Annotated in this window: 18 protein-coding genes; 8 read left to right on the plus strand and 10 right to left on the minus strand. The window is 66.8% G+C overall.

Annotation, left to right across the window (positions count from 1 at the left end):
• Nucleotides 1-4: 4 nt before the first annotated feature.
• From LJF27_RS03610 to lipA, 4 genes are all read left to right on the plus strand, one after another.
• Entirely contained in the window at nucleotides 5-1,165 is a 1,161-nt protein-coding gene (locus tag LJF27_RS03610) for a D-alanyl-D-alanine carboxypeptidase family protein (protein ID WP_003093182.1), read from the plus strand.
• Nucleotides 1,166-1,235: 70 nt separating this feature from the next.
• Nucleotides 1,236-1,517, plus strand: coding sequence for a DUF493 domain-containing protein (locus LJF27_RS03615; RefSeq protein ID WP_003100311.1), 282 nt, complete (start codon nucleotides 1,236-1,238; stop codon nucleotides 1,515-1,517).
• Nucleotides 1,517-2,170 (plus strand): lipoyl(octanoyl) transferase LipB, encoded by a 654-nt coding sequence (lipB, locus tag LJF27_RS03620; protein WP_003093177.1) that lies wholly within the window; start codon nucleotides 1,517-1,519, stop codon nucleotides 2,168-2,170. Before LJF27_RS03615 ends, lipB begins: the two co-directional genes overlap by 1 nt.
• The gene (gene lipA, locus LJF27_RS03625; protein ID WP_003119196.1) at nucleotides 2,167-3,150 is read left to right on the plus strand and encodes a lipoyl synthase; all 984 of its coding nucleotides are present in this window, start codon (nucleotides 2,167-2,169) and stop codon (nucleotides 3,148-3,150) included. Before lipB ends, lipA begins: the two co-directional genes overlap by 4 nt.
• A gap of 144 nt (nucleotides 3,151-3,294) precedes the next feature.
• Here the strand turns inward: lipA and LJF27_RS03630 are convergent, their stop codons facing one another.
• Entirely contained in the window at nucleotides 3,295-4,188 is an 894-nt protein-coding gene (locus tag LJF27_RS03630; RefSeq protein WP_016263112.1) for a LysR family transcriptional regulator, read from the minus strand.
• A 105-nt stretch (nucleotides 4,189-4,293) separates the two neighbouring features.
• On the opposite strand from LJF27_RS03630, the gene LJF27_RS03635 reads away from it, so the two are divergent.
• Nucleotides 4,294-5,184 (plus strand): alpha/beta fold hydrolase, encoded by an 891-nt coding sequence (locus LJF27_RS03635; protein ID WP_016263113.1) that lies wholly within the window; start codon nucleotides 4,294-4,296, stop codon nucleotides 5,182-5,184.
• A 109-nt stretch (nucleotides 5,185-5,293) separates the two neighbouring features.
• On the opposite strand, the gene LJF27_RS03640 is transcribed toward LJF27_RS03635, so the two are convergent.
• Nucleotides 5,294-6,640 carry a lytic murein transglycosylase gene (locus LJF27_RS03640; RefSeq protein ID WP_003118255.1) on the minus strand — a complete coding sequence of 449 codons (1,347 nt, stop codon included), beginning with the start codon at nucleotides 6,638-6,640 and terminating at the stop codon, nucleotides 5,294-5,296.
• Between the two features lie 136 nt (nucleotides 6,641-6,776).
• On the opposite strand from LJF27_RS03640, the gene LJF27_RS03645 reads away from it, so the two are divergent.
• On the plus strand, nucleotides 6,777-6,986 hold the full coding sequence (locus tag LJF27_RS03645; protein WP_015649546.1) for a hypothetical protein: 210 nt from the start codon (nucleotides 6,777-6,779) through the stop codon (nucleotides 6,984-6,986).
• Nucleotides 6,987-7,215: 229 nt separating this feature from the next.
• Here the strand turns inward: LJF27_RS03645 and arfA are convergent, their stop codons facing one another.
• The 4 genes from arfA to leuS all read right to left on the minus strand — a co-directional run bounded on the left by arfA (nucleotide 7,216) and on the right by leuS (nucleotide 11,846).
• Nucleotides 7,216-7,368, minus strand: a complete 153-nt coding sequence (arfA, locus tag LJF27_RS03650) for an alternative ribosome-rescue factor A (RefSeq protein ID WP_003093169.1) — start codon at nucleotides 7,366-7,368, stop codon at nucleotides 7,216-7,218.
• Between the two features lie 91 nt (nucleotides 7,369-7,459).
• On the minus strand, nucleotides 7,460-8,497 hold the full coding sequence (gene holA / locus LJF27_RS03655; protein WP_003093168.1) for a DNA polymerase III subunit delta: 1,038 nt from the start codon (nucleotides 8,495-8,497) through the stop codon (nucleotides 7,460-7,462).
• Between the two features lie 37 nt (nucleotides 8,498-8,534).
• The gene (gene lptE, locus LJF27_RS03660) at nucleotides 8,535-9,158 is read right to left on the minus strand and encodes an LPS assembly lipoprotein LptE (protein ID WP_003100322.1); all 624 of its coding nucleotides are present in this window, start codon (nucleotides 9,156-9,158) and stop codon (nucleotides 8,535-8,537) included.
• A gap of 66 nt (nucleotides 9,159-9,224) precedes the next feature.
• Nucleotides 9,225-11,846: a leucine--tRNA ligase gene (leuS, locus tag LJF27_RS03665; RefSeq protein WP_003100324.1), complete on the minus strand. Its 2,622-nt coding sequence runs from the start codon at nucleotides 11,844-11,846 to the stop codon at nucleotides 9,225-9,227.
• Between the two features lie 170 nt (nucleotides 11,847-12,016).
• Between leuS and LJF27_RS03670 the strand changes: the two genes are divergently transcribed.
• A complete protein-coding gene (locus LJF27_RS03670) occupies nucleotides 12,017-12,448 on the plus strand; it encodes a hypothetical protein (RefSeq protein WP_003114329.1) in 432 nt (143 codons plus the stop codon).
• A 72-nt stretch (nucleotides 12,449-12,520) separates the two neighbouring features.
• The gene (locus LJF27_RS03675; RefSeq protein ID WP_003100328.1) at nucleotides 12,521-13,282 is read left to right on the plus strand and encodes a YdcF family protein; all 762 of its coding nucleotides are present in this window, start codon (nucleotides 12,521-12,523) and stop codon (nucleotides 13,280-13,282) included.
• A 49-nt stretch (nucleotides 13,283-13,331) separates the two neighbouring features.
• Here LJF27_RS03675 and lnt read toward each other — a convergent pair whose 3' ends face one another.
• The 4 genes from lnt to LJF27_RS03695 form a co-directional block, all read right to left on the minus strand.
• Nucleotides 13,332-14,867: an apolipoprotein N-acyltransferase gene (gene lnt / locus LJF27_RS03680; protein ID WP_003100330.1), complete on the minus strand. Its 1,536-nt coding sequence runs from the start codon at nucleotides 14,865-14,867 to the stop codon at nucleotides 13,332-13,334.
• Between the two features lie 185 nt (nucleotides 14,868-15,052).
• Entirely contained in the window at nucleotides 15,053-15,892 is an 840-nt protein-coding gene (locus LJF27_RS03685; protein WP_003093161.1) for an HlyC/CorC family transporter, read from the minus strand.
• Complete coding sequence (gene ybeY / locus LJF27_RS03690; RefSeq protein ID WP_023115086.1) at nucleotides 15,889-16,371, minus strand: rRNA maturation RNase YbeY; 483 nt, start codon at nucleotides 16,369-16,371, stop codon at nucleotides 15,889-15,891. The genes LJF27_RS03685 and ybeY overlap by 4 nt, the downstream gene beginning before the upstream one ends.
• Entirely contained in the window at nucleotides 16,361-17,383 is a 1,023-nt protein-coding gene (locus LJF27_RS03695; protein WP_003093159.1) for a PhoH family protein, read from the minus strand. The genes ybeY and LJF27_RS03695 overlap by 11 nt, the downstream gene beginning before the upstream one ends.
• Nucleotides 17,384-17,550 lie beyond the last annotated feature (167 nt).

Below are 17,550 nucleotides of genomic sequence, written 5' to 3' on the forward strand. Positions count from 1 at the left end.
ACGGATGAACATCACCACTATCGCGAAACGCTTGTCACTGCTTGTCCTGTTCATCGCCCCTACGGCTGGCTGGGCTGCTGAATCCATGGTTCCGGCGCCGCCGCAACTGGCCGCCAAGTCGTACGTCCTGATGGACGGCGAGAGCGGCCAGGTTCTGGTCGAGAACAACGGCGACCAGCGCCTGCCGCCGGCCAGCCTGACCAAACTGATGACCGCCTACATCGCCACCAAGGAGATCGAGGCCGGCCGCATCGGCGAGAACGACCTGGTCACCGTCAGCGAACATGCCTGGCGCACCGGCGGTTCGCGGATGTTCATCAAGGTCGGCAGCCAGGTCTCGGTGAGCGACCTGCTGCATGGCATCATCATCCAGTCCGGCAACGACGCCAGCGTCGCCCTGGCCGAGCATATCGCCGGCAGCGAAGACGCCTTCGCCGACATGATGAACACCACCGCGCAGAAGCTGGGCCTGACCAACTCCCACTTCATGGACGCCACCGGCCTGCCCAACCCGGACCACTATTCCTCCGCCCGCGACATGGCGGTGCTGGCCCGCGCGATCATCTACGGTGAGCCGAGCCACTACGCGATCTACGCGCAGAAGGAATTCCTCTGGAACAACATCAAGCAGCCGAACCGCAACCTGCTGCTGTGGCGCGACAAAACCGTCGACGGCCTGAAGACCGGCCACACCGACGAAGCCGGCTACTGCCTGGTGGCTTCCGCGGTACGCGACGGCCAGCGCATGATCGCCGTGGTGTTCGGCACCAACAGCGAGCAGGCCCGCGCCGCCGAGACCCAGAAGCTGCTGACCTATGGCTTCCGCTTCTTCGAAAGCCGCAACTTCTACAAGAAGGGCACCGAGCTGACCAAGGGCCTGGTCTGGAAGGGTTCCGAGCATGAAGTGAAAGCCGGCCTCGCCGAAGATCTGACCATGACCCTGCCGCGCGGCCAGATGCAGAAGCTGCAGGCCAGCATGGTCCTGGAGCCGCAACTGATGGCGCCGATCCAGCAGGGCCAGGTGATCGGCAAGGTGGAAGTGAAGCTGGACGACAAGGTCATCCGCAGCGCCGACCTGGTCGCCCTCAACGCCGTCGAGGAGGGTGGTTTCTTCCGCCGCCTGTGGGATAGCATCCGCCTGTTCTTCTACGGTTTGTTCAACTGACCGACCGGCGCCCGCCCGCTCACGAGGCCAGCGGGCGCCCGTCCCCGCGGACCACGGGTCCGCCGCCGCCATGACCGATACCCCTGACGTTCAACCCCCGAAAATCGAATTCCCCTGCGAGCGTTATCCGATCAAGGTGATCGGCGACGCCGGCGAAGGTTTCTCCGACCTGGTCGTGGAAATCATCCAGCGCCACGCGCCGGATCTCGACGTCGAGACCCTGGTGGTCCGTGACAGCAGCAAGGGGCGATTCCTCTCGGTGCAGGTGCTGATCACCGCCACCGATGTCGACCAACTGCAAGCCATCCATAACGACCTGCGCGCGACCGGACGCGTGCACATGGTGCTCTGATGGGACTCGAGCTGGGCTTCCGTGAGCTCGGCGAGGTTCCCTACGAACCGACCTGGCATGCCATGCAGCGCTTCGTTGCCGAACGCGACAAATCGGTAATGGACGAAGCCTGGCTGTTGCAGCACCCTGCGGTCTTCACCCAGGGGCAGGCCGGCAAGGCGGAGCATGTGCTGTTCCCCGGCGACATCCCGGTGATCCAGGTAGATCGCGGCGGCCAGGTGACCTACCACGGCCCCGGCCAGTTGGTCACCTACCTGCTGCTCGATGTCCGCCGCCTGGGACTGGGCGTGCGCGAGCTGGTCAGCCGGATCGAGCAGAGCCTGATCGGCCTGCTGGCGTCCTATGACGTGCAGGCCGTGGCCAAGCCGGACGCGCCGGGTGTCTACGTCGACGGGGCGAAGATCGCCTCCCTCGGCCTGCGCATCCGCAACGGCTGTTCCTTCCATGGCCTGGCGCTGAACCTGGACATGGACCTGCGACCGTTCCAACGAATCAATCCCTGCGGCTACGCCGGGATGCCCATGACCCAACTGCGCGACCTGGTTGGGCCGGTGGATTTTGCCGAGGTGTGTACCCGATTGCGCGCTGAGCTCGTCTCACGCCTTGGCTACGCTGAACAGAAGACCCTTACGGGCGGGATCGAACTGACATGAGCACTGTTGTGGAGAAGTCCGGAGAAGCCAAGCCGGGCAAGGTGGAAGTCGGCGTGAAGCTGCGCGGCGCGGAAAAGGTCGCGCGGATTCCGGTGAAGATCATTCCCACCGAGGAACTGCCGAAGAAACCCGACTGGATCCGCGTGCGCATCCCGGTTTCCCCCGAGGTCGACCGCATCAAGCAACTGCTGCGCAAGCACAAGCTGCACAGCGTCTGCGAAGAGGCGTCCTGCCCGAACCTGGGCGAGTGCTTCTCCGGCGGCACCGCGACCTTCATGATCATGGGCGATATCTGCACCCGACGCTGCCCGTTCTGCGACGTCGGTCATGGCCGGCCGAAGCCGCTGGACGTCGACGAGCCGACCAACCTGGCCATCGCCATCGCCGACCTGCGGCTGAAGTACGTGGTGATCACCTCGGTGGACCGCGACGATCTGCGCGACGGCGGCGCCCAGCACTTCGCCGACTGCCTGCGCGAGATCCGCAAGCTGTCGCCGGGGATCCAGCTGGAAACCCTGGTGCCCGACTATCGCGGTCGCATGGACATCGCCCTGGAGATCACCGCCAACGAGCCGCCGGACGTGTTCAACCATAACCTGGAGACGGTACCGCGCCTGTACCGCTCCTCGCGGCCGGGCTCGGACTTCGAGTGGTCGCTGGACCTGCTGCAGAAGTTCAAGCAGATGGTTCCGCACGTACCGACCAAGTCCGGGCTGATGCTCGGCCTGGGCGAGACCGACGATGAGGTCATCGAGGTCATGCAGCGGATGCGCGAGCACGACATCGACATGCTGACCCTCGGCCAGTACCTGCAGCCGTCGCGCAACCACCTGCCGGTGCAGCGCTTCGTGCATCCGGACACCTTCGCCTGGTTCGCCGAGGAAGGCGAGAAGATGGGCTTCAAGAACGTCGCGTCCGGTCCGCTGGTGCGTTCGTCCTACCATGCCGACCAGCAGGCGCACGGCAACAAGATCGGCTGATCGACGCCGCGCCAATGCCTCCGACGCCGCGTCCCTGCACAGGGACGCGGCGTTTTTCTTTGGGCAGCCACGAAGCCTCTTCGGTCGGAGGACGAATAACCGCTTGCGGTTATCCGCCGGCGCGTAGGTGGGTACCGTTTGCTCTCATCCCTGTGCGGTAACGAAGCGACTGCGCTGGCCGAGCTGCCGCACCGCCTCGATCAGTGCATCGGCCGCCAGGCTGGGTTGGCGCGAGAAGGCGTAGAAACGCGCCTCCGGCAGCGTCGGAAAACCCTGTTCCGGGCCCAGTTCGCGCAGCCCCTCGCGCATCTGGCTGCGCGCCATCACCGTCACGGCGAAACCAGCCAGCGCGGCGGACAGGCAGCCGGCCATGCTGGCGCTCTCGAACACCAGGCGCCAGGGACGCGCAGCGGCGCCGAGGGCTGTAATCGCCGCTTCGCGGTAGACGCAGGGTTCGGGGAACAGCGCCAGCGGCAGCGGTTCGCCCGCGGGCAGCTCGATCGCGGTCGCCGCGGCCCAGACCAGCGGTTCCTCCCAGAGCAGTTCGCCGTCGTCTCCTACCCGCCGGCACTGCTTGCCGAACACCACGTCGGTGCGCCCCTGGGCCTGCTGGCGGAGCAGGTCGGTGGTGATACCGACCTTGAGTTCGATGGATGCTTCGGGGTGCCAGCGGCGAAAGCGTTGCAGGACGCGTGGCAGCCAGGCGCTGGCGAAGTCCTCCGAAGCGCCGATGCGCAGGCGGTCGCGGATCGGCGTGCCGTGCAGCCTGGCGCGGGCCTCGCGCTCCAGCTCGACGATGTTGCGGGCATAGGCGTAGAGCGTCTCGCCCGCCTGGGTCAGCTCCAGGCGGCGAGTGGTGCGGCTGAGCAGGCTGACGCCGGCTGTCTGTTCCAGGCGCTTGATATGCCCGCTGACTGCGGAGGGGGTGAGCGCGAGATTGTCCGCGGCGAGGGCGAAACCGCCGCTGTCGACCACTTCGAGAAAGGTACGCAACAACACGATATCCAGGGATTGGGAGGTGGGGACGGCAAGCTCCATGAGGTCTTCCATTCATCTCGTTTCATGAATAGTAGACGCTAACTATTCATGAATCACCCTTGGCAAGCGTCCTAGGATGTCCCTTCTTTCTCTTGGAGAGGTCCGATGAGCCGCTATGCCTTCGTTTCCGCCGATGTCCTGGATATCGCCTACCTGGAGTGGAATCCGCAGGGGGCGCGCAGCGCCGTCTTGTTGCACGGTTGGCCGGACAGCCCGCATACCTGGAAAGACCTGGCGGAGTCCCTGGCGGACGCCGGCTATCGGGTGCTGGCACCAGCCCTCCGGGGATTCGCCCCGACCCGCTTCCGCGATGCGTCTACTCCGCGCAGCGGGCAACTGGCGGCTCTGGCTTGCGATCTGCTGGCATTCGTCGACAGCCTGGCATTGCAACGTCCCCTGCTGGTCGGCCATGACTGGGGGGCTCGCGCGGTGGCTAGTGCCTGCGGACTGCGCGAGGGCGTAGCCTCGCACCTGGTGATGCTCTCGGTGGGGTACGCCAGCAACGATCCGCAGCAAGTTCTTTCCCTGCCGCAGGCCCGTAGCTTCTGGTACCAGTGGTTCATGGCTACGCCACGCGGAGAGCGCGCGCTGCGCGAGGAGGGCGAGGCATTCGCCCGGCAGATGTGGGACACCTGGTCGCCGCCGGGATGGTATGCCGAGCGCGATTTCCAGGAGGCCGCCCAGGCCTTCTCCGGGCCGGACTGGGTCGCCGTGGTGCTGCACTATTACCGGCATCGCTGGGGCTTCGTCGCGGGGGAGCCGCGCTACGGGGCGGCGGAACAGCGCTTGCTCCCGGCACCGCGCCTGGCGCTGCCGACCCTGGTGCTGCACGGCGGCGCGGATGCCTGCACCCACCCCGACGGCACCCGCGGACGCGAGCACTACTTCAGCGGGCGCTACCAGCGGCTGGTGCTGGAGAGCGTCGGCCATTTTCCGCAGCGCGAGGCGGCCGCCCAGGTGGCGGACGCTATCCTGCGGTTCTGCGCGGATGACTAGGTCCTGGACACCGCAGCGGCGGATAACGCCCATGGCGTTATCCGCCCTACGAACCGGTGTGCCGCGAGCGGTCGCGGCGGACGTGGGGTCGTAAGCTCCGCCGGTGGCCCTATGGCGTCCGCAGGCGGTCGAGCAGCGCCGGGGTCGGATAGCCGTCCGCCGGCCAGCCGAACTCCTGCTGGCAGGCGCGGATCGCCTTGCGCGTATTGGCGCCGATGATGCCATCCACCGCGCCCGGATCGTGTCCGCGGGCGGCCAGTTGCCGTTGCAGCTCGATGCGCTGCGAGCGGCTCAGCGGAACATCCTCCAGCGGCCAGGCGCCGACTATCCGGCCGCCGCCCTTGAAGCTGTCGGCGAGCAGGCCGACGGCCAGGGCGTAGGCGCTGGAGTTGTTGTACTTGAGGATGGCGCGGAAGTTGTGCAGCACCAGGAAGGCCGGGCCGCGGTGCCCGGCCGGCAGCAGCAGCGAGGCCTGTTCGCCGGAGAGTCCGGAGGGCAGGGGGCCGCCGTTGACGCCTTGTACGCCCATCCCTTGCCATTCGCCCAGGGGCTTGCGGATGGTGAGTTCCGCCAGGGAATAGTCGAAGCCTGCCGGCAGGCGGACTTCGAAACCCCAGGGTTGTCCGGCGATCCAGCCGGAGGCTTTCAGGTAGTTGGCGGTGGAGGCCAGGGCGTCGCCGGGCGAGCCCCAGATGTCACGCTTGCCGTCGCCGTCGAAGTCCACGGCATACTGGTTGTAGGTGGTCGGGATGAACTGGGTCTGGCCCATGGCGCCGGCCCAGGAGCCGATCATGAAGGAGGCCGGAACGTCGCCGTGCTGGAGAATCTTCAGGGCGGCGAGCAACTGGGCGTGGGCGAATTCCGGGCGGCGTCCTTCATAGGCGAGGGTCGCCAGGGAGCGGATCACGTTCTTGTTGCCCATGTGCGAACCGTAGTTGCTCTCCATGCCCCAGATCGCCACCACCGCATCCGCATCCACCGCATAGCGCGCGTCGACTTCGCCGAGGATGCGCGCATGCTGCGCCAGGCGCGCCTGGCCCTGGCGAACGCGCAGCGGATCGAGGGCGCCTTCCAGGTACTTCCATACCGGTCGGGTGAATTCCGGCTGGCTGCGGTCGGCTTCGACCACGGCGGGATCGGGCTGGACGCCGGCGAAGGCGCGATCGAAGGTCTGCGCATCGATTCCACCGGCCAGCGCCTGTTGACGGAAGGCGTCACGCCACTGTTCGAAGCTTTGCCCAGGCTGGGCCTCGTTCGGCGCGCCAGCGGGCACCGAGGCGGCCGGGCCGGCGCCGGAGAAGGGCGCCTTGGTCTGCAGGGGAGCGGCAGGCTGGTTGTATTCGACTGTCGGATTCTTCTGCGCGCAGGCGCTGGAGAGGCCAAGCCCCATGGCGACGACGGTGCTGCCCAGCAGCCCGCTCACCTTCAGCAGGGCGGATCGTTCGGGGTTACGCATTGCTCTCCTCAGCAGGGTCCTCGGGACGGGCCACCTTAGCACGCCGGCCAGGACGCGTCTGCCGTCGTTGGACGCGCCGGCGGGGCCCCGGGTTCGCCAATGTGGTTCCATCGGCGCGGTGGATATCGTTCGCCATATGTTCGGTCACTGTCGGGCGGCCAATGGTTTCGTCCGTACCGCTCCGCCGCCTGTCGAAGCCTCGCGGCGCACCCGAGTCGGGATCGGCGACGGGGCGCGCGGCATGCTCGAGGCCTTCGACTTCTTCTTCCTGGCCTTCGTTCTGCGCGACATGGCTACCCGCTTCGGCGTCGGCATCGAACGCCCGAGCCTGGTTCGTGCGCTGTAATGGCCAGAGGGTTGCCAGTCGGCCGCGCGGGATGTCGAGGCCGCGGATCATGATGGAGGAACCATTGGCTTTTCGCCCAACCCGATGGGGCCAGGGCTTGCGCGCCGACGATAGTGTGCCCATGGGCGGCAGGCTGGCGGTGGGGTTGGTCTTGTCGACGGGCTTCGGGCGGGGTAGGCGGGGCGCGTGGGTGAGGAGGGCGTTGCGGGAGGATGGACCAGCGGCTGTTTCAGGCCGCCATAACGAAAGAAGCCTCCCAGTTACGGGAGGCTTCGCGGCGGTAGCTGCCTTTGCCTTTCTTCGCCTGTTCCTGGCGGCTGCGGAACAGTGGCTGGGCGACCAGGGATTTGGCCTTGTTCGGCCGCTTGCTTTTCTTTGCCATGGCATAGGTCCTCGAAGGTGATCGGGCTGGCGCTCGCCAGCGCGCGCATCATCTGCCTGTCGCCGCGGATTGTCCAGTGCTGGTTGCGCCTTCAGGCTGCCGGCAGGCCGAGGCGCTGGCCGGCGAGGCTCAGGGCGAGAAGCGAGAGACCGCTCCAGGGGCTGCCGGGTGCCTGTCCCTTGATCTGCGCGTCGATCAACTGGGCATCCCTCAGCATCTGGTTCCAGCGGCTGCTGGAGTGGCGTTGCAGGGCACGGGTCAGCAGCGGACGGCGCTTGTCCCAGACCGGCGGACGCGCCTGGGCGAAGGCTTTCTCCAGCGGGATGCCCTGGCCGTATTGCTGGGACAGGCCAGCCAGCAGGCGGATCTCGCGGGCCAGGCCCCAGAGGATCACCGGCGGCTCGATGCCTTCGCCGCGCAGTCCTTCCAGGATGCGCAGGGCGTGGGCCGCTTCACCGCCAAGGGCAGCGTCGATCAGGCCGAAGACATCGAAGCGTGCGCTGTCGGCGACCGCGGCCTGTACGGTGGCGGCGTCGATCTGGTTGCCCTCGGCGAGCAGCTTGAGCTTTTCGATTTCCTGGGCGGCGGCGAGCAGGTTGCCTTCCACGCGCGCGGCGATCAGCTCCAGGGCTTCGGGGCTGGCGGACAGGCCGGCCTGGGACAGGCGCTGGCGAATCCACTGCGGCAACTGGTGGACGTCGACCGGCCAGACCTGGATGAACTGCGCGGCGTTGCCATCGATCAGGGCCTTGGCCCACTTGGTCTTCTGCGTGCTGCCATCGAGCTTGGGCAGACTGAGCAGGAGCACGGTGTCTTCCGGCGGCCGTTGCAGGTATTCCTGGAGAATCGCCGCGCCTTTGTCGCCGGGCTTGCCGGAGGGCAGGCGCAGTTCGATCAGGCGCTTCTCGGCGAACAGCGACAGGCTGGCGCCGGCCTCCAGCAGCAAGCCCCAATCGAAGTTGGCTTCGGCATTGAATACCTGGCGCTCGCCGAAGTCGCGCTCGCGGCAGGCCTGGCGAATGGCATCGCAGGCTTCCTGGCAGAGCAGCGGTTCATCGCCGCTGACGACATAGACGGGCGCCAGGGGGCCCTGGAGGTGCTTGGCGAGTTGGGCGGGAGTCAGCTTCATAGGAGAAGACGGGGCCGGCGAAACCGGCCCCGGGGCATCACGGGGTGGGGAACTCGATCGGCGACTGCTGCGGCTCGGCGGCGCGGCGCTGGCGCTCCGCCTCGTCGGCGGCGCGCAGGGCTTCGGCTTCCGCCTTGGCCTTGGCTTCTGCCTGGCGCTGGGCTTCGTCGAGTTGCGCCGGGGTCAGCGCCTGGAGGCGCATGGACAACTGCTGGATCAGGTCGCGCCGCATCTCGCTGCGCAGCTGCGCGGCTTCCTGGTCGGAACCGATCAGGTTGTTTTCGTCGTGCACGTAGACCTTCTGCACCTGTACCTGGTTGCTCATCAGGACCAGGTCGTTGGCGCCGACGATCTCGTAGTTGATCGTGTTGGTCAGCTCGAACTCCGCGCCGCGCGCGGAACCGGTGTAGCTGACGGTGCGCTGCTGGTTGTCCTCGCGGACCAGCACCAGGTGGTAGGGCGCGTTGCTGGTGACCTTCACGCCGCTGTTTTCCAGGGTTTCCTTCAGTTCGCGCACGGTCGGGCCGTAGGCGTTGCGCGCGGACACGTCGATTTCCTTGAGCGCGAATTGCGCATCGCCCAGGCCGCGCAGTTGGAAGCCGCAGGCGGCCAGCAGGGTGGTCATACCGATCAGCGCGGCGCTGGTCAGGATACGTTTCATCAAGCTTCCCTCACTCCTGTTGATCAGCGCCCCCGGATGGCCGGGGGCGTCCAATGGAATCGCGTATCAGTTGGCGACGATGTTGACCAGTTTGCCCGGTACCACGATGACCTTGCGGATGCTCAGGCCTTCGGTGAAACGCAGCACGTTCTCGTTGGCGCGCGCGGCGGCCTCGACATCCTCGCGGCTGGCGCTGGCGGCCACGTCGATGTGTCCGCGCAGCTTGCCGTTGACCTGCACCACCAGTTGCAGGGTGTCCTGCACCAGTGCGCTCTCGTCGACGCTCGGCCAGCGCGCATCGATCACCGCTTCGGCATGGCCGAGCTGGCCCCAGAGCACGTGGCAGATGTGCGGAGTGATGGGCGCCAGCAGCAGGACCACGGTTTCCAGGCCTTCCTGGATCAGGGCGCGGTCCTGGGCGTCCTGGTTCGGCGCCTTCTCCAGCACGTTCATCAGGGTCATCACCGCGGCGATGGCGGTGTTGAACTTGTGGTGCTGGCCGACATCCTGGCTGGCCTGCCTGATCGCCAGGTGGATGGCGCGGCGGACCTGCTTCTGCGCGTCGCTCAGGGCGGCGACGTCCAGCGCGCCGGGGAGGCCGGCGCTGACGTGGGCGTGAGCCAGTCGCCAGACGCGGCGGAGGAAGCGGTTGGCGCCCTCGACGCCGGCGTCCGACCACTCCAGGCTCATGTCCGGCGGCGAGGCGAACATCATGAACAGGCGGCAGGTATCGGCACCGTACTGGTCGATCATCGATTGCGGGTCGACGCCGTTGTTCTTCGACTTCGACATCTTCTCGGTGCCGCCGATCTCGACCGGCTGGCCGTCGCTCTTCAGGCGCGCGCCGACGACCTTGGCCTTGGCGTCACGCTCGACCTCGACGTCGGCCGGGTTGAACCAGTCCTTGCCGCCGTTGGCGGTGGTCCGGTAGTAGGTATCGGCGACCACCATGCCCTGGGTCAGCAGGTTCTTGAACGGTTCGTCGCTGCCGACCAGGCCTTCGTCGCGCATCAGCTTGTGGAAGAAGCGCGCATAGAGCAGGTGCAGGATGGCGTGCTCGATGCCGCCGATGTACTGGTCGACCGGCAGCCAGTAGTCGGCCGCCTTCCTGTCCAGCATGCCGCCTTCGAACTGCGGGCAGGCGTAGCGGGCGAAATACCAGGACGACTCGACGAAGGTGTCCATGGTGTCGGTTTCGCGCTTGGCCGGCTGGCCGCATTTCGGGCAGTTGCATTCGTAGAATTCCGGCATCTTCGCCAGCGGCGAACCGGAGCCGTCCGGTACCACGTCTTCCGGCAGCACCACCGGCAACTGGTCGGCCGGCACCGGGACGTCGCCGCAAGCCTCGCAGTGGATGATCGGGATCGGGCAGCCCCAGTAGCGCTGGCGGCTGATGCCCCAGTCGCGCAGGCGGAACTGGGTGCGCGCCTGGCCCAGGCCCTTGGCCTCGAGGTCGGCGCCGATGGCGTCGAAGGCGGCCTGGTAGCCGAGGTTGTCGTACTTGCCGGAGTTGACGGTGAGCACGGACTCGTCCTTGGCGCCGTACCACTCCTTCCAGACGCTGGACTCGAAGTCGTTGTCGCCCTCGACCTTGGCGATCACCTGGCGGATCGGCAGGCCGTACTTGTTGGCGAACTCGAAGTCGCGCTCGTCATGGCCGGGCACCGCCATCACCGCGCCTTCGCCGTAGTTCATCAGCACGTAGTTGGCGACCCATACCGGCAGCTTGTCGCCGGTCAGCGGGTGTTCGACGAACAGGGAAGTGGCCATGCCTTTCTTCTCCTGGGTGGCGATGTCGGCCTCGGCGACGCCGCCGCGCTTGCATTCGTCGATGAACGCCTGCAACTGCGGGTCGTTCTGCGCGGCCTGGGTGGCCAGCGGGTGTTCGGCGGCGACGGCGACGTAGGTGGCGCCCATCAGGGTGTCCGGACGGGTGGTGAACACCTTCAGTTGGCCGGCGTGGCCGATGGAGGCCTGGTCGTAGGGGAAGCCGATCTCCATCCCGCGCGACTTGCCGATCCAGTTGCGCTGCATGGTCTTCACCTGCTCCGGCCAGCCGGGCAGGTTGTCGAGGCTCTCCAGCAGTTCCTCGGCGTAGGCGGTGATCTTGAAGTAGTACATCGGGATCTCGCGCTTCTCGATCAGCGCGCCGGAGCGCCAGCCGCGCCCGTCGATCACCTGCTCGTTGGCGAGTACGGTCTGGTCGACCGGATCCCAATTGACCGTGCCGTTCTTGCGGTAGATCACCCCTTTTTCGAACAGGCGGGTGAACAGCCACTGCTCCCAGCGGTAGTAGTCCGGCTTGCAGGTGGTGACCTCGCGGCTCCAGTCGATCGCCAGGCCGAGGCTGTCCAGCTGCGACTTCATGTAGGCGATGTTGTCGTAGGTCCAGGCCGCCGGGGCGACGTTGTTCTTCATCGCGGCGTTTTCCGCCGGCATGCCGAACGCGTCCCAGCCCATCGGCTGCAGCACGTTGCGGCCCTGCATGCGGTGGTAGCGGCTGATCACGTCGCCGATGGTGTAGTTGCGCACGTGGCCCATGTGCAGCTTGCCGCTCGGATACGGGAACATCGACAGGCAGTAGAACTTCTCCTTGTCGGGTAGCTCCCTGACGAGGAAGGACTGGTGTTCTTTCCAGTAGTTCTGGGCCTGGGTTTCGATCTCGAGTGGCTGATATTGCTCGTGCATGGCGCTACTTAGACGTGACTGTTCGAAAGCCTCGTAGCATACATGACCCCCACTCCTGTCGATAGCCCGCGCCGTTTGTCGCCGGGGGCGGTTCAGCCGAACGGGAACGCTAAGCTTGCCCTATGGGCCGTCGATGGCTGGCTGCCCAGTGGTACCTTCAGAGGTGTTCGATGGCTGAGCTGCAACGCGCGAGTGTGACGGGAGGTGGGCTGTACGAGAGGCTGCTGCAGCGTCTCGCCCTGGCTCTGGATGAAGCGGATACGGCCGAGCGCCTGCGTGACGAGCATCCCACGGAGCTTGAGTTGCGTGGTTTGAGCGAAGCGGAGATGGGGCTGATACGCGCCTATCTCGACCAGGACCTGCACTGGTTGCGCGGCTGGCATGCGGCCGCCGAGGAGCTGGCGCTGCTCGAGCGCCAGCCCGGCAGGACACCCCGGCCGCCCCGGCCGCAACCGCCGGCGCCCCGTCGCCACGTCTCGTTGAAACAGCGGCAACTGCTCTGTGCGCTCTGCGGTGCGCCGGTGCAGTGGAGCAAGGGGCATGGCGTGTTGCCGTGCGGCCATTGCGGCTCGCAACTGTTCCGTTCGGGCAACGGCCGCTAGGGTCTCTTTCCGGGAAGTTTCGCCAGGCGTCGCGCAATCCTTTAGATTGCCTCTTCCGACAGGGAGGGGGCGATGCCGATCCGTTATTTCTTCAAGCAACTTCTGCTGCCGCCGGGCGGCCTGTTGCTGCTGCTGTTTTTCGCTTTCTGGTGGCGCACCAGCCGACCGAGGCTGGCGCGGCTGTGCGGTGTCTGCGGGTTCTTCGGTCTGTGGCTGATGAGCATGCCGCTCAGCGTGGAGTGGATGGCGCGCTGGCTCGAAAGCGAACCGGCCCTGCTGGCGGAGGATCTACCGGGCCTGGCGCAGCGCGCCGACGCCATCGTCATCCTCGGTGCCGGCCGGCAGACCAACGACCCGGCCTGGGGCGACGATGCGCCGAGCCTGCTGGCGGCCGAGCGGCTGCGCTATGCCGCGCGGCTGGCCAAGACCTCGGCGCTGCCGGTACTGATCAGCGGCGGGTTGCATTACGGACGCCCGCCCAGCGAGGCGGCGCTGATGGCCAATGCCCTGTTGCAGGACTTCGGCGTGCCGACGCGCTGGCAGGAAGGTCTCAGCCGTACCACCTGGGAAAACGCCACCCTGAGCGCCCCGCAGTTGCGCGAGGCCGGCGTGCGCCGGGTGGTGCTGGTGACCCAGGCCTGGCACATGCAGCGGGCACGCTGGAGCTTCGAGCGCCAGGGGTTCGAGGTGATCCCGGCGCCGGTCGGCTTCCTCGGCGGGGCCAACCTGCGGCCCTTCGGCGGCTGGCTGCCGGAAGCGCAGGCCTTCTGGCAGAGCGGCATGCTGCTGAACGAGGCGATCGGCCTGGTCGGCTATCGCCTGTTCTACCGCTGAGACGCAACCGGCGCCGCAGGGGCGCCGGTCTTTCCAGGAGGGGCTGGTTTCAGCCGAACAGGCGTCGCTCCTGCGGACGCAACTGGCGGCCGAGCAGAGCCCATAGCAGCAGCACGCCGGCCAACCCGGCCAGCGGCCAGACGCGGTATTGCAGATAGGGCGTCAGGCCCTGCATGGGTATCACCTCGCCGCGCAGGATGCCCTGCTGGAACTGCGGGATCTGCCGGACGATCCGGCCATAGGGATCGATCAGGCCGGTGACGCCGTTGTTGGTCGCGCGGATCATCCAGCGACCGCTTTCCAGGGCGCGCATCTGTGCCATCTGCAGGTGCTGCAACGGGCCTATGGAAGTGCCGAACCAGGTGTCGTTGCTCACTGTCAGCAACACCTGGCTCTGCGCCGCGAGCGCGGCGGCGAACTCCGGGTAGACCACTTCGTAGCAGATGTACGGGGCGATCTGGTAGCCCTTGGCCTTGAGCAGCGGCTGGTCGGCCGGACCGCGAGCGAAGTCGGACATCGGCAGGTCGAAGAAGGCGATCAGGCCGCGCAGCAGGTCCTGCAGCGGCACGTACTCGCCGAACGGCACCAGCTTCTGCTTGAGGTAGGTGCCCGCGCCTTCGCCGACCACGGTGATGCCGTTGAAGTAGCGACTCTTGCCGTCGGCGAGACGTTCACGCACCGGGACCCCGGTGATCAGCGCGGCGTTCTTCTCGTCGGCGACCTGGCCCATGGCGCCGAGGTAGCCGCTGGCCATGTCCTGGAGAATCGGCACCGCGGTTTCCGGCCAGACGATCAGGTCGACGTCCTGCTGCGGCAGGCTCAGGTCGCGGTAGAGGTCGAGTTGCGCGCGGACCTGATTCGGGTCCCATTTCAGCTCCTGGGCGATGTTGCCCTGGATCGCCACTACCCTCAGCGGTTCGCCGGCCGAATGGGTCCAGGCGTGGCCCTTGAGATAGAGGCCGGCCGCCCACGGGCCGAGCAGCAGGACCAGCCCCAGAAGCAGGCTGGCACCGTGCGGGAAGAGGCGCGGCAGGTTCACCAGCAGGGCCGCGCTGAGGGCGATGACGAAGGAGGACAGCCATACTCCGCCCACCGGTACCAGCCCGGCCAGCGGTCCCTGCAACTGGCTATAGCCGGCGTAGAGCCAGGGGAAACCGGTAAGGAACCAACTGCGGAACAGCTCCAGTGCCAGCCACAGGGCGGCGAACGCCAGGGCGTCGCCCAGCGGCGCGTTGTCGCGGCGCAGGCAGCGCGCCCACAGCCAGGCCGGCAGGGCGAAGAAGAAGGCGACGCCGGCGGTGAAGCCGAGCATGAGGAAGCTTGCCAGCGGCACCGAGGCGGCGCCGTAGTCATGGATACTGACGTAGATCCAGCTGGTGCCGGCGCCGAACGCGCCGAAACCGTACCACCAGCCGCGCCACAGGGCGGACTTGCCGGGAAGGCCGCGCAAGCCGAGATAGAGCAGGGCGATCGAGAGGATCGCCAGCGGCCAGTAGTCGAAGGGCGCCAGGGCCAGGGGTGTGAGCGCGCCTGCGGCGAGTGCCAGCAGGTGTCCGGGCCAGCCGGGACGAGAAATCCAACGCATCGAATGTCCTTAGAGCCTGTTCAATGTCCGACTGCGCAGACCGGGGCCGCCTTCGGCTGCCGGACGGCAACGTCCGCGGCGACAGGGGAGTCTGGCGCAAGGCGCAAGAGTAAAGGAGGGGCTGGCGAGACGCCAGAAGGACGGCGCGGGAAGATGCCCCCTCCGCCGCGGCGGAGGGGGCGCGCTCAGTTCTGCAGGGGAGACAGGCGCAGCAGATGGACGCGGCGGCTGTCGGCGTTGAGTACGCGGAAACGGAACTCGCCCAGCTCGACCACTTCGTTGCGCTTGGGCAGGTGGCCGAAGGCGCTCATCACCAGGCCGCCCACGGTATCGAATTCCTCGTCAGAGAATTCCGAGCCGAAGAAGTCGTTGAAGGCGTCCACGGGGGTCAGCGCCTTGACGATGAAATCGCCGCTGGGCAGCGGCTTGATGTAGCTGTCCTCCTCGACGTCGTGCTCGTCCTCGATATCACCGACGATCTGTTCCAGCACGTCCTCGATGGTCACCAGGCCGGCCACGCCGCCGTATTCGTCGATGACGATGGCCATGTGGTTGCGGTTGGCGCGGAATTCGCGGAGCAGCACGTTGAGGCGCTTGGATTCGGGGACGAAGGTAGCCGGACGCAGCAGTTCCTTGATGTCGAAGGGACGCTCGTCGTTGTGCAGGATCAGTGGCAGGAGGTCCTTGGCCAGCAGTACGCCCATGACGTCGTCGAGGCTTTCGCCGACCACCGGGTAGCGCGAGTGGGCGGCTTCGATGATGGCCGGAAGGAATTCCTTCGGCGTCTGGGTCGAGCGGATGCTCATCATCTGCGAGCGCGGCACCATGATGTCGCGCACCTGCAGGTCGGCGACCTGGATCGCCCCCTCGACGATGGACAGCGCCTCGCTGTCCAGCAGCTTGTTGTCGTGGGCATCGCGCAGCAGCTCGAGTAGCTCCTGGCGGTTTCTCGGCTCGTGGGCAAAAGCCTGGGTGATCTTGTCCAGCCAGGACTTGTGCCCGTTGCTCGATCGGTCTTCGCTCATTTTTCCTTGCTCGGTGGCTCTTTGTCGTCGCAGGCGTACGGATCGGGATGACCCAGTTCCGCCAGCAATTCACGTTCCAGTGTTTCCATTTCTTCCGCTTCGGCGTCGTCGATGTGGTCGTAGCCGAGCAGGTGCAGGCAGCCGTGGATCACCAGGTGGGCCCAGTGGGCCTGCAACGGCTTGCGCTGTTCCAGGGCTTCGCGGGCGACCACCGGGGCGCAGATCACCAGGTCGCCGAGCAGCGGGATATCGAGAAGCTCGTCCGGGACATCGGCGGGGAAGGACAGCACGTTGGTCGCGTAGTCCTTGTGCCGGTAGGTGCTGTTCAGTTCCAGGCCTTCGGCCTCGTCCACCAGGCGGATGGTCAGCTCCGACTCCGGACGCTGGCGCAGGGCCAGTTCGCACCAGGCGCGGAACTGCGCTTCGGAGGGCAGGTCCGGGGCGGCGCTGGCGACCTGCAGGTCGAGCTCAAGCGGCATCGTGACCGCCCTTGCCCGTTCCCTCGACCGGCCGCACCTGGCCTTGCTGGCGGCTCTCGTGACGCTCGTAGGCTTCGACGATACGCTGCACCAGCGGGTGGCGGACCACATCCTTGGGCTTGAAGTGGGTGAAGCTGATGCCGGGGACGTCCTGCAGGACCTCGATCACGTGCTTGAGGCCGGAGCGGGTGCCGCGGGGCAGGTCGACCTGGGTGACGTCGCCGGTGATCACCGCGGTGGAGCCGAAGCCGATCCGGGTGAGGAACATCTTCATCTGCTCGACGGTGGTGTTCTGGCTCTCGTCGAGGATGATGAAGCTGTTGTTCAGCGTGCGCCCGCGCATGTAGGCCAGCGGCGCGACCTCGATGACGTTGCGCTCGATCAGCTTGGCCACGTGTTCGAAGCCGAGCATCTCGTAGAGCGCGTCGTAGAGCGGGCGCAGGTAGGGGTCGATCTTCTGCGACAGGTCGCCGGGAAGGAAACCGAGCTTCTCGCCGGCCTCGACCGCCGGGCGCACCAGCAGGATGCGGCGGATCTGCTCGCGCTCCAGGGCGTCGACGGCGCAGGCCACGGCGAGATAGGTCTTGCCGGTGCCGGCCGGGCCGATGCCGAAGTTGATGTCGTGGTCGAGGATCGCCTTGACGTAGCGCTGCTGGTTGGCGCCGCGCGGGCGGATGTGCGCCTTGCGCGACTTCAGGGTGACCTGCGGCGCGCTCTGCAATTCCTCGAGGTCTTCCAGGCCGGACTCCTGCAGGTACAGGTGCACGGTGTCGGGAGTGAGATCGGTGCCGTTCTGCGCCTCGCGGTAGAGACGCTGCAGCAGGCGTTCGGCAACCTTGGTCCGGCGCGGTTCGCCGGCCAGTTCGAACTGGTTGCCGCGGTTGCGGATCTCGATGTCGAGGCGTTTCTCGATCTGGTGGAGATGCTCGTCGAACTGCCCGCAAAGTGTCGCGAAGCTGCGGGCGTCGAACGGCTCGAGGATAAAGCGATGAAGTTCCTGGGGGGCGTTCAAGGTGTTCTGTCGTACTCGCCAGTGGCTGATTGATAGGGAAGAGAATAACCGCTGGATATCGTCGCGCAAAGTTGCCGTATCGCGGCGGCGCTTTCCCGGTTCCCGCTGAAACGTTGGTGCACCGTGGCGGCGGGAAGGTTCAGCGAGCCCGCCGTACGGTCGTCGGC

The sequence above is a fragment of the Pseudomonas sp. 203-8 genome (assembly GCF_020708595.1).
Taxonomy (GTDB): domain Bacteria; phylum Pseudomonadota; class Gammaproteobacteria; order Pseudomonadales; family Pseudomonadaceae; genus Pseudomonas; species Pseudomonas aeruginosa.

Coding starts and splice junctions, on each gene's coding strand:
- LJF27_RS03610 (WP_003093182.1), top strand. CDS start 5: ATGAACATCACCACTATCGCGAAACGCTTGTCACTGCTTGTCCTGTTC.
- LJF27_RS03615 (WP_003100311.1), top strand. CDS start 1,236: ATGACCGATACCCCTGACGTTCAACCCCCGAAAATCGAATTCCCCTGC.
- lipB (WP_003093177.1), top strand. CDS start 1,517: ATGGGACTCGAGCTGGGCTTCCGTGAGCTCGGCGAGGTTCCCTACGAA.
- lipA (WP_003119196.1), top strand. CDS start 2,167: ATGAGCACTGTTGTGGAGAAGTCCGGAGAAGCCAAGCCGGGCAAGGTG.
- LJF27_RS03630 (WP_016263112.1), bottom strand. CDS start 4,188: ATGGAGCTTGCCGTCCCCACCTCCCAATCCCTGGATATCGTGTTGTTG.
- LJF27_RS03635 (WP_016263113.1), top strand. CDS start 4,294: ATGAGCCGCTATGCCTTCGTTTCCGCCGATGTCCTGGATATCGCCTAC.
- LJF27_RS03640 (WP_003118255.1), bottom strand. CDS start 6,640: ATGCGTAACCCCGAACGATCCGCCCTGCTGAAGGTGAGCGGGCTGCTG.
- LJF27_RS03645 (WP_015649546.1), top strand. CDS start 6,777: ATGTTCGGTCACTGTCGGGCGGCCAATGGTTTCGTCCGTACCGCTCCG.
- arfA (WP_003093169.1), bottom strand. CDS start 7,368: ATGGCAAAGAAAAGCAAGCGGCCGAACAAGGCCAAATCCCTGGTCGCC.
- holA (WP_003093168.1), bottom strand. CDS start 8,497: ATGAAGCTGACTCCCGCCCAACTCGCCAAGCACCTCCAGGGCCCCCTG.
- lptE (WP_003100322.1), bottom strand. CDS start 9,158: ATGAAACGTATCCTGACCAGCGCCGCGCTGATCGGTATGACCACCCTG.
- leuS (WP_003100324.1), bottom strand. CDS start 11,846: ATGCACGAGCAATATCAGCCACTCGAGATCGAAACCCAGGCCCAGAAC.
- LJF27_RS03670 (WP_003114329.1), top strand. CDS start 12,017: ATGGCTGAGCTGCAACGCGCGAGTGTGACGGGAGGTGGGCTGTACGAG.
- LJF27_RS03675 (WP_003100328.1), top strand. CDS start 12,521: ATGCCGATCCGTTATTTCTTCAAGCAACTTCTGCTGCCGCCGGGCGGC.
- lnt (WP_003100330.1), bottom strand. CDS start 14,867: ATGCGTTGGATTTCTCGTCCCGGCTGGCCCGGACACCTGCTGGCACTC.
- LJF27_RS03685 (WP_003093161.1), bottom strand. CDS start 15,892: ATGAGCGAAGACCGATCGAGCAACGGGCACAAGTCCTGGCTGGACAAG.
- ybeY (WP_023115086.1), bottom strand. CDS start 16,371: ATGCCGCTTGAGCTCGACCTGCAGGTCGCCAGCGCCGCCCCGGACCTG.